Source organism: Actinophytocola sp. (assembly GCF_050699915.1).
GTDB lineage: Bacteria > Actinomycetota > Actinomycetes > Mycobacteriales > Pseudonocardiaceae > Actinophytocola.
In genome coordinates this window covers 1-15,114 of the sequence record NZ_JBOHGA010000070.1, presented here as the reverse complement: position 1 = coordinate 15,114, position 15,114 = coordinate 1, and the positions used below count along the sequence as shown (strand labels likewise).

Genomic DNA, 15,114 nt, shown 5'->3' with positions numbered 1-15,114 from the left:
TGCCGAAAGTGACGGTCAGCGACGGCCGGGCGGGCAGATCTCGTCCAGCGCGAGCAGGTCGTCCTCCGTGGGATGCCACTGCCCGGCACCGGCGTTCGCGATCGCCTGCTCGGGCGTCGTCGCGCCGGCGATCACCGAGCCGATCGACCGCTGCGCCGCGAGCCAGCCGATCGCGACGGTCGACATCCCGATGGACCGCTCGTCGGCGAACGCGCGCAGCTTCTCGATCCGGTCCCACGGCGCGTCGGCGAGCAGCCGGGTCCGGCCGGCCAGCCGCGCGTTCGCCGGCGGCTCGACGTCGCGCTGGTACTTGCCCGTCAGCAGGCCGTTGGCCAGCGGGAAGTACGGCAGCACGCTCAGCCCGAACCGCTCGCACGCCGGCAGCACGTCCCGCTCCGCCTCGCGCTCCAGCAGCGAGTAGTGGTTCTCCGCGGCGATCGGCGGGGCGAGGTTCTTGGTCCGCGAGAGCCACACCGCGTCGGCGACCTGCCAGCCCGCGAGGTTGCAGACGCCGGCGTAGCGGATCAGGCCCTCGCGCACGAGATCGTCCAGCGCGCTCAGGGTCTCCTCGACCGGCGTGTTCGGGTCCGCGCGGTGCAGCTGGTAGAGGTCGATCCAGTCGGTGCCGAGCCGGCGCAGCGATGCCTCGACCGCGCGCTTGACGTAGCGCCGCGAGCCGCGCGCCCCGAAGTCCGGGCCGTTCGCGCCCTGCATGTCGACGCCGAACTTGGTGGCGATGACGACGTGGTCGCGCCGGCCGGACAGCGCCTGACCCAGCAGTTCCTCGCTGCGGCCCCGCGGTGCGCCGTACACGTCGGCCACGTCGAACAGGTTGATCCCCGCGTCGATGGCGGCGCCGATCAGCGCGCGCGAACCGGCCAGCGACTCCGCCGCGGTGCCGGGCCGGCCGAGGTTGTTGCAGCCGAGCCCCACGACGCTGACGACGAGACCGGATTCTCCCAGGTGACGCAGTTCCACCGGAACAAACTACTAAGCCGACTGGTCTCGATCTAGCTGCCAAACGGTGGGTATTGGCTGCTCCTAGCCGTCCCCCGGACACTATGGGCCACGACACGGTGTGTGATCGGGCGGGCAACGGTGTGAACGGCACGTGCGTGAGGCACTCTATGCGATATGAGCAGTACAACTGATGGTGAGAAGCCATCGGCCGCGAGTTGGCTCGCCGACCACATCTCCAGCCAGGTCGGCCGAACCTTCCTCGTAACTGGGGCGAACAGTGGCCTGGGCCTGGAGACCGTGCGCGCGCTCGGGGCTCTCGGTGGAAACGTGATCATGACTGCCCGTGACCGGCGCAGGGGGGAGCAGGCGCTGGAGGAGCTGCTCGGCGCCCAACCGGACGCCAAGATCGAGCTGCGCCTGCTCGACCTGGCCGACCTCGACTCGGTGGCCCAGTTCGCCGGCACCCTCGGCGAGTTCGACGTGCTGATCAACAACGCCGGCGTGATGATGCCGCCGCACGGACGCACCAGGCAGGGCTACGAGCTGCAGTTCGGCGTCAACCACCTCGGCCACTTCGCGCTCACCGGGCTGTTGCTGGACCGGCTTTCCCGCAGCCAGGACGGGCGCGTGGTGACCGTGACCTCGGGTCTGCACAAGCGCGGCCGCATCCACTTCGACGACCTGCACGGCGAAAGCGACTACGGCCGGAGCAAGTACTACTCGCAGTCCAAGCTGGCCAACGTCGTGTTCGCGCTCGAGCTCAACCGCCGCCTGCGGGCCAACGGCGTCCCGGTCCGCAGCGTGCTCGCGCACCCCGGCTACTCGGCGACGAACCTGCAGACCTCCGGTCCGACCGGCGTCGGCAAGCTGCTGCTGAAGGCCGGCAACAGGCTGTTCGCGCAGGAGGCGGACATGGGCGCGCTGCCGCAGCTGTACGCGGCGACCGGCGAGGACGTGGAGAGCGGCCAGTTCTTCGGCCCGGACGGGCGTGGCGAGTCGAAGGGCTTCCCGACGCTCGTCGAGCCGCTCGACGACGCGCGGGACCGGGAGCTGGGCAAGCGGCTGTGGGACATCTCCGAGGAGCTGACCGGCGTGCGGATCCCGCTGCCCCGGTCAGGACCCGCGGGGGCACGGTGAACGCGCTGGGCGGTAGCTAGCCGCTCGTCAGTTGCGTGACTTCGAGGGCTGGTCGTAGAGCGCCACCGCCAGCCGCACGAGGAACACCAACGCGACCAGCGACACCACCACGATCTGTATCCACATGCCAAGGACTCCCGATGTTGGGTGGCGCGTGCGTCGTTCTCTAGTACGTAGCGAATAGTGCGACCGTTCACGCCGCCTGCCGGGTAACCCGATCGGGACACGCCGGTCGGGCTCCGCCATTCGGGCTAACGCGGGTACTTCCGCCAACGTCCCGTGGCAGGTCCAGGCCGTGGCTATGCTGGCCCGGTGAGCGCCTCGACCGACGACCTGCGGCGTGCCGAGGCGTCGGAAGCGGCGTCGGGGCTGTTGCCGCCGGTGCACGAGTCCGAGCTGCCCACCGAGCACTCGCTCTACCGCCCGCGGCATGGCACGCGGCAGCGCACGGCGCTCATTTCGGCGGCCGTGTTCTTCTTGACGCCGCTGCTCCTGCTGGTCATCGGCGTGCGCCCGCCGGCAATCGAGAACCGCGAGCTGGCCGAGTTCCCCACGCCGGCCGCCGGCTGGGGCCTGTTCACCGGCCTGAACCCGTGGGCCACCGACCACCTTCCGCTGCGCCCGGAGGCGCTCGCGGTCGCGGACGCGGTCAGCCGCGGCCTGTTCGGCGAACCGCCGCCGCTGGGCCAGGGCCAGCCGGCGGAGGGACCCGCGCCGGGACCGGTCGCGCCGCCGGACCCGACCGACGAGGACCGCGAGCGGATCCGGGAGGCCGGCTTCCCGCGGGTGATCGAGGGCAGCGAGGACTGGCTCTACCTGGGCTACGACATGTTGGGCGCGTGCCTGCCGGAGCGGCCGCTGGACGAGGTGATCGACGCGCTGGACCGGCTGCGGAACGAGGTCGAGCGGTCGGGCCGGAAGTTCGTGCTGATCGTCGCGCCGGACAAGTCGACGATGGTGCCCGACTACCTGCCGAAGTCCTACGTCGGACAGCGGTGCGCGAGCGAGGCCCGCAACGCGTTCTGGCGGCGGGTGATCGACGACGCAGGCGCGAGGGACATCCGCCCCGCGCTCGAGCAGGCGGCCCAGCGCCGCGGCCTGCCCATCTACTCCAAAGTGGACACTCACTGGACGTTCGAGGGCGGGCTCGCGATGACCCGGCTGCTCGCCGAGGAGATCGAGCCAGGCGTGACGGACTCCTGGCGCGCGACGCCCGCCGACGTGGTGCGGCGCGAGGGCGACCTGCCGCCGCTCATCGGGCGGAAGGTCGAGTTCCCGATGCAGACCTACGACCTGGCACCGGACGGGTCGTCGGTCACCAGCCGCGCGGTCGACTCGGGCTTCCGCGAGCCGCTGCGGCTGAACCAGTCGCCGGGCACCGGTGTGGTGGAGCCGTCGGTGGGCGTGGTCGCGGACTCGTTCACGCTGCTCGCGACCCCGTACCTCGCGGGCACGTTCACCGACCTGACGGCCATCCACAGCGACACCGTCGGCGTCGACCCGGCGTCGATCGGCCCGCTGTTCGCCGACAAGGACGTGGTCGTCTTCCAGGCGGCCGAGCGCAGCCTGCTGGGCGGCATCAACCCCTTGCTGGACAGGGAGACGATCGACACCATCGGCGACGAGCTGTCCCGCCGCCCGCGCTGACCGCTACCGACCCTTACCGCCCGCGGCCGAGCCGGCGGATCCGCCGGGCCACCGAGCCGAGCAGCCGGACCGGGGCGCTGACCTTCCACGACGTCGACGAGCGCAGCTCGGCCAGCGCGTGGTGGGCGTTGTTCGACACCTCCTGCGTGTCCGCCAGCTGCCGGCGCGCCACCGCGAGGTCCGCCTCCAGTCGCGCGATCCAGCGCTCCTGCGTCTCGACCTTCTCCAGGGTCCGGTCCAGCGCCCGGACGGAGCCGTGCGGCAGCAGCAGCGGGCGCTCGTCCAGCGCGATGTGCGCCACCGACCGCATCGCGAACCATTCCTCCGCGGACGCCGCCTGCGCGGACGTGTTGTCGGCCCACTTGTTGTAGACGCACGTCATCCGGGCCGTGTCGTAGACCCCGCAGGTCGAGGCGGCGCGCACCAGGAACTCCCAGTCCTCGCACACGGTCAGCGCCTCGTCGAACTGGAAGCCCAGATCGACCAGCGAGCGCGGGAAGGCGAAGCAGTGGAACGGCGTCTCGTTCTGCCGGATGTGGCGCACCAGGTCGAAGCTCGTCGCGTAGGTCGGCGTCAGCGGGCCGACGGCCAGGTGGGACGCGAGCTCGTCCGCCTTGCCGTGCTTGCGCTTCTGCTCCGCGGCCCACCAGCGCACGACCATGCCGCGGTGGGTCCGCGCGTTCGTCCGGATGTTCTCCACCCAGTCGGCCGTGACCAGGTCGTCGTCGTCGAGAAAGGCCAGGTACTCGCCGGCCGCCTCGCGCAGGCCCACGTTCGCCGGCCGGCCGCGGGTGCCGCCGTCGCACGACACCACCCGCACGCGCTGCGCGATGTTGCCCTCGAACTCGTCGACCAGCTCCCGCACCGCGGTCGCCCGCGTCGAGTCGTGCACCACCAGGACCACCTCGAAGTCGAGGCAGGTCTGCGCGGCCAGGCAGCAGAGCACGTCAGTCAGCGTCTCCGGCCGCCGGCCCTGGGTGCGCAGGACGATGCTGACGAACGGGGCGTCGGTGTCCGACTCGGGCTCGGTGACCCGCGGCGAGCCCCGGTGGTAGCGCCGCACGAACTGGTTGACCGCGCCGTAGGGGTCCGCGCCGCCGCGCACCCGGTCGAGGAAGGCGCCCAGGTTCGTCGCCGCCTCGAACGCCGGGTGGCCGGGCCGGTGCTGGTCGGACTCCTCCAGCGGGAAGTCCGCCCGCGCCGACTCGTACCAGCCGGTGCCCGCCATCAGCTCGGTCAGCGTCCGGTCGGTGAAGAAGCGGACGTGCGTGCGGTCCAGCAGCCCCGAGTCGGTCATCTCCCACTCGCCGACCAGCAGCCGCCGCGCGATGTCCCGGTGCGCGATGTTCGGGATGCTCACGACGAGCTCGACGCCCGGATGCGCGCCGGTGACCACCGCGAGCGCGCCCAGCAGCTGCGCCGGTTCGGTGACGTGCTCGAGCACGTCCAGGCACAGCACCGCGGCCACCGGCCGGCCGGCGACGATCTCGGTCAGCGTCGAGGCCGGCGAGGCGTCGGTGAGGTCGACCTGGTGCGCCTCGAACCCCTGGTCGGCGAGCTTCGCGACCGAGTCCGCGTCGACGTCCAGGCCGACGTAGTGCGCGCCGAGCGCCCGCAGCGGGGCGGCCACGGCGGCCGCGCCGCAGCCGAGGTCGAGCACGAGCTTGTCGTGCAGGTCGGTGTCGCGCAGCAGCCGGACCGCGCCGCCGTAGGGGCCGCGCTCGGTGAACTCGAACTCGTAGTTCCCCATCAGAACCGCCGCCGGCCGTACTCGCCGTCGACGAACTCGGCCACCTGGTCCGCGCCGGCGAGCGCCTCGGGCAGCGCCTTTTCCCGGCGCCGGCGCTCGAACTCCGCCACCGCGCGCTGCTGCTCGGTCGACCCGTGCGCGCCCACCAGCTCGATCGTCTCCTCGACCACGTCCTCGCGGGAGAACCGGGTGGCCAGCAGCAGCCGGCCCAGCAGTCCCTCGTACAGCTCGATCCGCGTCGGCGCCACGGTGGCCGACTCGACCAGCCGCTTGTCGTGGAACACCACCGCGTTCGGCTGGTGCACGACCCGTCCGCCGGCCAGCCGCAGCCGCCAGCTCAGGTCCACGTCGTTGACGTAGGACGGGAAGGCGTCCGCGTCGAACCCGCCGGCCTCGCGGAACCACGGCGTGCGCACGAGCAGACAGGCGCCGCTGGCCCAGCTCTGTTCGCCGGTCACCGGGTCGAACCATTTCGGGTGCTCACACGGGATCTGGCGCGCGTCGACCGCGGCCACCAGCGGGTCGCGCAGGGCAGACAGCAGCCGGCCGAGCATCCGCGGGGAGACGTAGCAGTCCGGGTTCAGGAACAGCAGCGCGTCCTCGGGCGCGTCCTGCGCCAGCGCGTTGCAGCCGGCGCTGTGCCCGAGGTTGCGGCCGAACCAGGTGTAGTCGACGGAAGCCCGGTCGCCGGCCATCGTGCGCAGGGCGGCCAGGTCGGCTTCCTTGATCATCAGACCGCCCGAGCAGTCGCCGATGGCGATCGTGACCACGTTCGGCGCGAGCCGCGGGTCCTCGCCCGTCCGTTCGACGCTGCGAACCAGCGATCGCAGGCAGCGCCACATCTCGTCGAGCGCGTTCTCGTACAGCACGATCGCGACCCGGACCGAGGTCGGCGTCGCGTCGTCCGCGGACCGCGTGGGCGAGGTCGGCGCGGCCGCCACGACGTCCACGCCCGCCGCCTCCGGTTCGGTCATCGCGGTGGCTACTCCGGCGCGGTGAGCTCGAGCTGGGCCTTGAGCGCGGCGTCGAACTGCGACCTGGCCTTGTCCTGGTCGGGGTCGAACGCCTCGACCCGGATCACGTTGTCGCCGTTGGTGTAGTGCGCGCGGAAGACGTAGACCGTGCGGCTCGCACTCTTCTGCGTGGAGGAGTAGACCGCCACGCCCTGCTGGGCGAGGTCGGGTGCCTCCTTGAAGCCGAACCGGCCCTGGTCGGTGGTGATGTCCTGGGCGAGCGTGGGCGGGTCGTTGGTCCCGAAGGACCACATGCTGATCGTCGTGGACTCGTTCACCACGATCACCGAGCGCGCCTCCTTCAGCCCGGCCTGCTTGAGCAGCACCAGGTCCGGGGTGGGCAGCGCCTTGGACTTCTCCAGCTCCGCGGCCGAGAAGGTCTTGCCGCCCGACGTGGTGCCCTCCGGCACGTACAGCGGGCCGAAGGGCGGCGGCTTCTCCGGGGTGGCCGGCGGCTTCTTCGAGGTCTGCTCCTGCTGCTGGTTGCCCGGCTGCGCGCTGGAGTCGTCCGGCTTGAGCACGGTCAGGTACAGCACGCCGCTGCCGACGGCCAACAGCAGCACGACGACGCCGATGATCGCCCACATCTTGCCGCGGCCGCGGGGCTCGTCGGCCTCGAACAGCTCCGAGCCCTGCCCCTGGTAGCCGGCCCACGGCGGGACCAGCTCCTCCTGGTTCTCCCACGGCGGCGACTGCTGCTGCTGCTGCTGCGGACCCGGACCCCACGCGCCCTGCGGCGGGCCCTGCTGTCCCCAGGGCTGGGCCGGCATGCCCTGCGGCGGCGAGTTCGGCGGCACCTGCGGCACGAGCTGGGTGCGGTCGCCGAAGCTCGGTCCCGGGCCCTTGCTGGCCGTGTCGTTCATGTCGACGATCTGCGTACTGTCCGACTCGTTGGACACGATCTGCGTCTTCTCCGCGTTCTGCGCGCTCGGCACGGCCTGAGTGCGCTCCTCGGTCCCGCCCTGCTGCGCGGGAGTCTGGTTCGGGCGCTCGGTCGTCCACTTGAACGGCGGCGGGAAGGCGTCCTGCCCGCGGTTCACCGGGCCGCCCTGTCCCGGCTGGGGGCCTCCTTGTGGACCCGGCTGCTGGGCCACCGGCTGCGGACCGGTCTGCGGTTGCCCACCACCGCCGCCACCTGTGGCGACGGCGAGGATGCGCTCGCGTTCCCGCCGGTAGTCGTCAGCCGAGATCTGGCCAGATGCGAGCGCACCGTCTAGCTGGCTCAGCTCCTCCTGCCAGGTCACCTGGACAGCCTCCTAGAGAACAGTCATTGAGCGCGGACGTACGCCTGCCCCCGTGTGCCACGAGCGCCGGTGACTATCCTACTTTTGGTCTACCGTCCGCAAGCAGGGCGGGAGGGGGTCCGAATGGCCGGTCGGGGCGGCCGAAACACCGTAGTCCCAGCTCGTCGCGCTCCTGGGCGTGCGGCGGACGGCTTCGGGACCCTGCGCCTCGTGATCGCCTGCGGCGTCATCGGCTTCCACGCGATGCCCATCACCGGCGACTACGAAGGCTGGGGCTGGGGCCAGCACTGGTACCACTACGGCACGCTCACCGTCGCCGCGTTCATGGCGATGAGCGGCTTCTTCGTGATGAAGACGTGGGAGCGGGACCCGCAGCTGGTGCGGTACTGGGTGCGCCGGCTGCTGCGGATCATGCCGGGCCTGTTCGTGGTGCTCGCGCTGTCCGCGTTCGTGCTCGGCCCGCTGGTCACCACGCTGTCCGCGGGGGAGTACTTCACCGATCCCGGCGCGTGGACCTACCTCGTCAACAACGCGCTGCTGTTCCCGCAGCAGTACGACCTGCCCGGGGTGTTCGCGGACACCCCGTACCCGGTGGCCGTCAACGGCTCGCTGTGGTGCCTGCCGGTCGAGGTGCTCGGCTACGCGCTGGTGACCGTGGTCGGGCTGCTCGGCATCAACCGGCGGCGCTACCTCGTCTTCGGTGTCGCGCTGCTGCCCGCGACGCTGCTGGTGTTGAACGTCAACGACGTGATCGACCTGCCCGACACCATGTTGTTGCTGCTCACCGACCCACTGCTGCAGTACCTGGCGATCTACGCGATGGGCATCGCGGCCTGGCTCTACCGCGACAAGATCCCGCTGTCCTGGTGGGGTGTGGCGGCCGCGGTGGTGATCGAGATCCTGGTCTACCCCGGCCCGTTCGCGGACATCACGCGGGCGGTCACCGTGCCGTACGCGGTGCTGACGATCGGCGCGAAGCTGCCGTCCTGGCTGTGCCTGCCGAACTGGCTGACCGTGGCGAGCTTCGGGGTGTTCCTGTACGGCTTCCCGGTCGAGCAGACGCTGGCCTGGCTCGGCGCGGACAACGCGTGGCAGGTCATCGGCGCGGGCGTGCCGATCTCGATCGTGCTGGGGCTGGCGTCCTGGCACCTGGTGGAGAAGCACGGCCTGCGGCTGCGTACCGCGCTGACCGACAAACCGGCCCCGGCGGAGCCGCCCACCGAGACCATCGCGGCGGTCCGGGACACCGACGCGCCGACCGTGGAGCTGCCGGTCCTGCGACCGGTCGAGCCCCAGGTCTCCGCGCGGCAGCCCGGCCCATAGGCCCACGATCACCCGAGGTAGCCACCTATGCTACGGCGCATGGCGACCGAGGGCGGCGCCCGCGTCACGGGGAACGACGCGGGTCGCAAGGGCGACGGCTACGGCACGTTGCGCCTGCTCTTCGCGTTCATCGTGGTCGCCGACCACGTTCCGGTGCTCACCGGGATCGGCAACAGCTTCATGCCGGTCAAGTCCGGCATCGACCTCGGCGCGGTGTCGGTGGGCGCGTTCATGGGCCTGTCCGGCTACTTCGTCATGCGCAGCTGGCACCGCGACCCACACCTGTGGCGGTTCTGGGTGCGCCGGCTGCTGCGGATCATGCCGGGCCTGCTCGTCGTGCTGGTGGCGACCGCGCTGGTGGTCGGCACGCTGACGACCACGCTGGGCAAGCGCGAGTACCTCGCCCACCCGGCCACCTGGACCTACGTCGGCGACAACCTGCTGCTGTTCCCGCAGCAGTACGTGCTGCCCGGGGTGTTCACCGCCAACCCGTACCCGAGCGCGGTGAACGGCTCGCTGTGGAGCCTGCCGGTCGAGGTGCTCGGCTACCTGCTGATCGCGCTGCTGGGCCTGCTGATCACGTTCAGCCGGTACCGGTTCGTCATGGTCGTGTTCGCGCTGGCCATGGCCGTGTTGTTGCAGCGGATGGTGAGCGGGCAGCTCGAGCTGCCGCCGGTGCTGCTGCTGGTGCCGACGTTCCCGCTGCTGCAGTACCTGGGCATGTACGCGGCGGGCGCGGCGATCTGGCTGTACCGCGACCGGCTGCGGCTGAGCTGGTTCGGCGTGCTGTTGTGCGCGGGCATCGACTTCGTGCTCTACGCCTCGGCGATGGTCGAGGTGTCGCGGATCTTCACGCTGCCCTACCTCGTGATCGCGATCGGCCACCTGCTCCCGCGCCGGCTGTGGCTGCCGAGCTGGCTCACGGTGGCCAACTACGGCGTGTACCTCTACGGGTTCGTGGTCCTGCAGACGCTGCTGTTCCTCGGCCTGCGCACGCCGTGGCTGGTGGCCCTCACGGCCGTCCCGATCGCGCTCGTGCTCGGCCTGCTGTCCTGGCACGTGGTGGAGAAGCAGGCGATGAAGCTGCGCCGCTTCCTGATCCGCCGCCGCACCCCGGCGCCGGAGCCCGAGGAACGAGGCGGGGAGCGAACCGAGGAGATCCCGCCGGTCGGCAGCAACCCCCAGCCCGCCCCCGCGACCGGCTAGCGAAGGTTCAGGACGGCGGCAGCACCGCGAGGATCGTGTCGGCCACGGCCTCCAGCTCCTTGCGCAGCTGGGCCGCGTTGGCGTCGCGCTGGGCCACGCCGAAGCGGACGGTGTACTTGCCCGTGCTGTAGACCACGCGGTAGACGGTGGCGCCCCCGTCGTTGCGCTGCAGCACCGGCAGGCCGCTCTGCAGCTCCTTGCCGGGTGCGAAGCCGGCGTCGCGCAGGATGCCGCGCTCGGTATCGGTGAAGGCGGCGGCGTTCGCGCCGTTCGGGGTGGTGAACACGAGCAGCGCGTTGCCGACGTCGCCCTTCGTGGAGCCGCGGAAGATCACCTGGGTCACGCCGTGGTCCTGGGCCGCCCGGACCTCCTGCGGCGAGATGAGCTTGAGCCTGCCGGCCACCTCGGCCGTGATCGTGCCGCTGTTCTCGTCGGTGATGCCGGGCAGCGGGCCCACCACGTCGCCCAGGTTCGTGGGCAGCTCCGACGGCGCGCTCTGCGGCTGCGAGGACGTCGGTTCCTGCGTCGGCGGCGGGCTCTGTGGCTGGCTCTGCGGCTGGTCACTCGCCGGCGGGTTCTGCGGCTTCTGCGCCGCCGCCGGGGCCTCCTCGGTGCGGAACACGAAGTACCACACCGCGCCGCCGGCCAGCGCGAGCACGACGAGCACCGCGAGCAGGCTGGTGACGGCGCGGCGGGCGTTGCTGTGCGGCGAGGCGTCGGCGAAGACCTCCTCGCCGATCACCTGGTGCCCGGTCCACGGCGCGGGTGCCGGCAGGGGCGGCGCGTCGGGCGGCGGGGTGTCCATCGGCCGCGGCGGGAACGTCGGGTGGTCGTCCCTGGCGGGCTCGGTCTCGGGCTCCCGGGCGGGCTCCGTGAGCGGCTCGGCGGCCGGCTCGGAGACGGTCCGCTCCTCCTCGCCGGGCGCGATCTCGACCACGGTCTCGGCGGCCGCGCTCTCCGCGGCCACGGTCTCGGCGGGCACGACCTCGGTGGGCCGGTTCTCGGCGGAGACGGTCTCGGCCGCCACCGTCTCGGCCGCCACGGTCTCGGTCTTGTCCGGGTCCTCGGCCGGCGCGGCGGGCCGGCCGTGCACCACGGTCTGGTCGAGGGTCACCGTGGTGTCCGCGACGATCTGGGTCTCCTCGGCGTCGGCCGGTACGGCAGGGGGACCGGCCGGTGGTGGCGACGCGGTCGCCGGCTCGGTGACCTCCGGCCTCGAGCCGGCCCACATGACACCCCGGCCCTGCGCGGGAGCGGAGGCCTCGGCGAGTAACTCGTCGCGCATGCGTCGGTAGTCTTGCGCGGAGATCTCCCCCTCGGACAGTTTCTTGTCCAACCGCCGCAGCTCGTCCTGCCAATCCATGTGCGTACTCCTGTGTCGGGTGCCCTCGACGTAACAGGATGCCGCACGACGCGGAAGGAATTGATCGCAGTCGTCATGTCCGGTGAAATGGACTCCGAAATCGCCGCCGCACGAGCCCGCGACCGCTACCTCGAACTGCTCAAACGCGCGCTGACGAACACGATCTACGAGGATCCCAACGACGCGCCGTGGGGACCGGACGGCTTCGACGCGCGGGCCCGCGGCGAGGGCGCCGACTGGCCGCGCGCCGCGCACACGATGGTCGGTCGCAAACGGCTGGACAACTTGCACGAATGCGTCGCCACCGTGCTCGCCGACGGCGTGCCGGGCGACCTGATCGAGACCGGCGTCTGGCGCGGCGGCGCGTCGATCCTCATGCGGGGCGTGCTCGCCGCCTACGAGGAGACCGGCCGCACGGTGTGGGTCGCCGACTCGTTCGACGGCCTCCCGCCGCCCGACGCCGACCAGTACCCGGCCGACGCCGGCGACAAGCACCACGAGGTCGACTTCCTCGCCGTGCCCCTGGAGCGGGTGCGCGCGAACTTCGCGAAGTACGACCTGCTGGACGACCAGGTCCGCTTCCTGCCCGGCTGGTTCCGCGACACGCTCCCGACCGCGCCCATCGAGCGCCTCGCGGTGCTGCGCCTGGACGGCGACATGTACGAGTCGACGTGGGACGCCCTGACCGCCCTGGCCCCGAAGGTGTCCCCGGGCGGCTTCGTGATCGTCGACGACTACCACGCGGTTCCCGGCTGCCGGCAGGCCGTCGAGGACTACCGCGCCGAGCGGAACATCGACGCGTCGATCCAGACGATCGACTGGGCCGGCGTCTTCTGGCGGGTCCCCTAGGACTCCGCGCGAGTCTCCGCGCGCTCGGCGGCCGGTGCCTCGGGCGGTGTCTCGTCCTCGGGGGCGGCTTCGGTCTCGGCAGTCTCGGCGGCGGCACGCTTGTTCCGCCGGGCCCGGACGAGCCCGTAGCGCAGCGCCAGCAGGATGTCCGCGAGCGTGTGGCCGACCCGCAGGATCAGGCTCACCGTGGTGGCCGCGGCGACGCCGAGCAGCGGGGTCAGCGCGAGGATCAGCACGGCCTCGCGGGCGCCGACGCCGGCCGGGGCGATGAAGACCACCATGCCGACCAGCCAGCCCAGCGCGAACGCTCCGGTGCACACCACGGCGAGCTGCAGGACCGAGTCGGTGAAAGGGTCGGCGAGCAGGTAGCCCGCGGCGCCGTAGGCCAGCCACGCGGGTGCCATCCACGCGGCGGGCAGCGCCAGGTGCTTCCACCGCAGCACGGGCGGCTCGACCCCGGACCGGCCGGCGAGCTTGCGCGCCAGCAGGTTGATCAGCTTGGGGTGCAGCACGACCAGCGCCAGCGGGATGAGCGCCCCGGCCCAGCCGAACCGGTCGACGAGGTCCGGCTGGCTGATCAGCAGCAGGGCGCCGACCAGCACCGACGTGACCGCGTGCACCACCAGGAACACCGAGCCGGCCAGCAACGCGAGACCGCCGGGTACGCCGTGCTCGCGCGCGAACCGCATCTGCGCGATGAACGGCCAGATCGAGCCGGGCAGGTACTTGCCCACCTGCGCCGGGAAGAAGATCCGCCGCGCCGCTCCGGACGACACCGGCGAGCCCAGCGCGGCGAGGCAGTGCTTCCACACCTCGGCCGTCGCCAGCAGCCCCGCGACCACGCAGGCCAGCGCCAGCACCATCCGCCACCAGGCGATCCGGCTGATCGCGTCGACCACGCCCGGCAGGTCGTCACGCAGTGCCCAGCCGGCCAGCCCGACGGCGACCACCACGAACCCGAGCGCCAGCAGGTCCGCCCGCCGGCTCGGTCGTGGCGGCGCGGGGCTACTCACGCCAGATCAGCCCGGTCGTCGTGGGATAGGGCAGCGTCGGCGTCCCGCCCTTGAGCAGCTCGATCCGCACGCCCGGCATGGCCGAGAGGACGTCCCAGTAGCGCTTGCGCTTGATGTTGTCGAACACGACCACGCCGTCCTCGGCGAGGTGGTCCAGGGCGCGCCGGAACGCGTCCACCCGGGCCCGGCCGTCGACCACGATGAGGTCGAACGTGCCGCCGATCCGGTCGATCGTGCCCACGTAGTCGGCGAAGTCGAGGTCGGTGTGCCCGGTCCGCTCGGACCGGATCACGGTCTCCGGGGTCGCGGGCGTCGCCGGCACCGCGTGCAGCTTCACGCCCGGGGTGTCCCCGAGCAGCTCGCGCACGAACTCGACCCACTGGGCGTCGTGCTCGACGCTGTCCACCTGCCCGGCGCGCTTGGCGAGCCACGCCGTGCTCGCGCCCGCGCCGTACTCGAAGATCCGCGCGCCCGGCCGGTCGGCGAGGAACTCCTCGACCCGGCGCATCGCCGGGTAGCTCCACCACGCCAGGTCCATCCGCGCCATCTCGGGCGCGTCGTGGATCGAGAACAGCGTGCGCAGGTGCTTCGCCCTCGGCGAGTCGCTGCGCTCGAGCCGGGTCAGCAGGCCGGTCTTGTCCGCGGCCTTGCGCACGGTCTTCACACCGGCGACGTACGCGCCCCGCACGCCGCTCATTTCGCCACCACCGAGGACGTCGGCTCGACGGAGTCGGCCGGCTCGACCGCGTCTGCGGCCTCCAGCGTCTTGGTTCGCTCCCGGATCAGGTCCGTGGCCTCGCGCCTGTTGGCCGTGCGGTGCAGCACGATCTCCGCGATCAACCCGATGGAGATCATCTGCACGCCGAGGATGACGAGCAGGATGCCCAGCATCAGCAGCGGCCGGTCGCCGATGGCCTGCCCGCCGAAGATCTTCACGATCGTCAGGTACGCCAGCACGAGGAAGCCGAGCATGCCCGAGGCGAGGCCCAGCCCGCCGAACAGGTGCGCCGGGCGGCGGCCGTACTTGGTGATCGTCATGACGGTCAGCAGGTCGATCGCGCCGCGCACGTAGCGCTCGAAGCCGTACTTCGACTTGCCGTGCTCGCGCGCCCGGTGGTTGACCGCGAGCTCGCGCACCTTGTAGCCGGACTGGTGGGCCAGGGCCGGGATGTAGCGGTGCAGCTCGCCGTAGAGCGGCACCCGCCGGTAGACCTCGGTCCGCGCGGCCTTGAGCCCGCAGTTGTGGTCGTTGATCTTCAGACCGGTCATGACGTTGGTCATCATGTTGAAGAACTTCGACGGGATCCGCTTGCCCAGCGGGTCCTTGCGGTCGGCCTTGTGGCCGGACACCAGGTCGGCGCCGTCGTCGAGCTCGGCCAGCAGGCGCGGCACCTCGGCCGGGTCGTCCTGCAGGTCGGCGTCCATCGTGACGACCCGCTCGCCGCGTGCCTCGTCGACCGCGGCGGCGAGCGCGGCGGCCTTGCCGAAGTTGCGCCGCAGCCGCAGCGCGCGCACCCGCTCGTTGGTCGCGGCCAGCTCCTGCATGACTGTCCAGCTGGTGTCCACGCTGCCGTCGTCGACGAAGATCACCTCGTACTCGACCTCGGCC

The 15,114-nt window shown here is 71.8% G+C and carries 13 protein-coding genes; 5 read left to right on the top strand and 8 right to left on the bottom strand.

Going from position 1 to position 15,114, the window contains the following annotated elements; genetic code table 11:
- Positions 1-15: 15 nt before the first annotated feature.
- On the bottom strand, positions 16-978 hold the full coding sequence (locus tag ACRDSK_RS15000) for an aldo/keto reductase (RefSeq protein WP_431441417.1): 963 nt from the start codon (positions 976-978) through the stop codon (positions 16-18).
- A 156-nt stretch (positions 979-1,134) separates the two neighbouring features.
- Here ACRDSK_RS15000 and ACRDSK_RS14995 point away from each other — a divergent pair, with 156 nt between their 5' ends.
- Together ACRDSK_RS14995 and ACRDSK_RS14990 are read left to right on the top strand one after the other, a co-directional pair.
- The gene (locus ACRDSK_RS14995; RefSeq protein WP_431441415.1) at positions 1,135-2,097 is read left to right on the top strand and encodes an oxidoreductase; all 963 of its coding nucleotides are present in this window, start codon (positions 1,135-1,137) and stop codon (positions 2,095-2,097) included.
- A 312-nt stretch (positions 2,098-2,409) separates the two neighbouring features.
- Positions 2,410-3,744 carry an alginate O-acetyltransferase AlgX-related protein gene (locus ACRDSK_RS14990; protein ID WP_431441414.1) on the top strand — a complete coding sequence of 445 codons (1,335 nt, stop codon included), beginning with the start codon at positions 2,410-2,412 and terminating at the stop codon, positions 3,742-3,744.
- 13 nt (positions 3,745-3,757) lie between these two features.
- On the opposite strand, the gene ACRDSK_RS14985 is transcribed toward ACRDSK_RS14990, so the two are convergent.
- The 3 genes from ACRDSK_RS14985 to ACRDSK_RS14975 are packed head-to-tail and all read right to left on the bottom strand — an operon-like array spanning position 3,758 to position 7,751.
- Positions 3,758-5,494 carry a methyltransferase domain-containing protein gene (locus tag ACRDSK_RS14985; RefSeq protein WP_431441412.1) on the bottom strand — a complete coding sequence of 579 codons (1,737 nt, stop codon included), beginning with the start codon at positions 5,492-5,494 and terminating at the stop codon, positions 3,758-3,760.
- Complete coding sequence (locus ACRDSK_RS14980) at positions 5,494-6,468, bottom strand: glycosyltransferase (protein ID WP_431441411.1); 975 nt, start codon at positions 6,466-6,468, stop codon at positions 5,494-5,496. The genes ACRDSK_RS14985 and ACRDSK_RS14980 overlap by 1 nt, the downstream gene beginning before the upstream one ends.
- A gap of 8 nt (positions 6,469-6,476) precedes the next feature.
- The gene (locus ACRDSK_RS14975) at positions 6,477-7,751 is read right to left on the bottom strand and encodes a hypothetical protein (RefSeq protein ID WP_431441409.1); all 1,275 of its coding nucleotides are present in this window, start codon (positions 7,749-7,751) and stop codon (positions 6,477-6,479) included.
- A 210-nt stretch (positions 7,752-7,961) separates the two neighbouring features.
- Here ACRDSK_RS14975 and ACRDSK_RS14970 point away from each other — a divergent pair, with 210 nt between their 5' ends.
- Together ACRDSK_RS14970 and ACRDSK_RS14965 are read left to right on the top strand one after the other, a co-directional pair.
- Positions 7,962-9,074, top strand: coding sequence for an acyltransferase family protein (locus tag ACRDSK_RS14970; RefSeq protein ID WP_431441407.1), 1,113 nt, complete (start codon positions 7,962-7,964; stop codon positions 9,072-9,074).
- Between the two features lie 39 nt (positions 9,075-9,113).
- Entirely contained in the window at positions 9,114-10,280 is a 1,167-nt protein-coding gene (locus tag ACRDSK_RS14965) for an acyltransferase family protein (protein ID WP_431441406.1), read from the top strand.
- Positions 10,281-10,287: 7 nt separating this feature from the next.
- On the opposite strand, the gene ACRDSK_RS14960 is transcribed toward ACRDSK_RS14965, so the two are convergent.
- Positions 10,288-11,643, bottom strand: coding sequence for a hypothetical protein (locus tag ACRDSK_RS14960; RefSeq protein WP_431441404.1), 1,356 nt, complete (start codon positions 11,641-11,643; stop codon positions 10,288-10,290).
- A gap of 87 nt (positions 11,644-11,730) precedes the next feature.
- Here ACRDSK_RS14960 and ACRDSK_RS14955 point away from each other — a divergent pair, with 87 nt between their 5' ends.
- Positions 11,731-12,492: a TylF/MycF family methyltransferase gene (locus tag ACRDSK_RS14955; protein WP_431441403.1), complete on the top strand. Its 762-nt coding sequence runs from the start codon at positions 11,731-11,733 to the stop codon at positions 12,490-12,492.
- On the opposite strand, the gene ACRDSK_RS14950 is transcribed toward ACRDSK_RS14955, so the two are convergent.
- From ACRDSK_RS14950 to ACRDSK_RS14940, 3 genes are all read right to left on the bottom strand, one after another.
- Positions 12,489-13,505, bottom strand: coding sequence for a lysylphosphatidylglycerol synthase domain-containing protein (locus tag ACRDSK_RS14950; RefSeq protein ID WP_431441401.1), 1,017 nt, complete (start codon positions 13,503-13,505; stop codon positions 12,489-12,491). The two genes, ACRDSK_RS14955 and ACRDSK_RS14950, sit on opposite strands and share 4 nt — an antisense overlap.
- A complete protein-coding gene (locus ACRDSK_RS14945; RefSeq protein WP_431441399.1) occupies positions 13,498-14,202 on the bottom strand; it encodes a class I SAM-dependent methyltransferase in 705 nt (234 codons plus the stop codon). The genes ACRDSK_RS14950 and ACRDSK_RS14945 overlap by 8 nt, the downstream gene beginning before the upstream one ends.
- Positions 14,199-15,114: glycosyltransferase (locus tag ACRDSK_RS14940; protein ID WP_431441398.1), on the bottom strand; the 916-nt coding region annotated here is incomplete at its 5' end. The genes ACRDSK_RS14945 and ACRDSK_RS14940, both read right to left, overlap by 4 nt.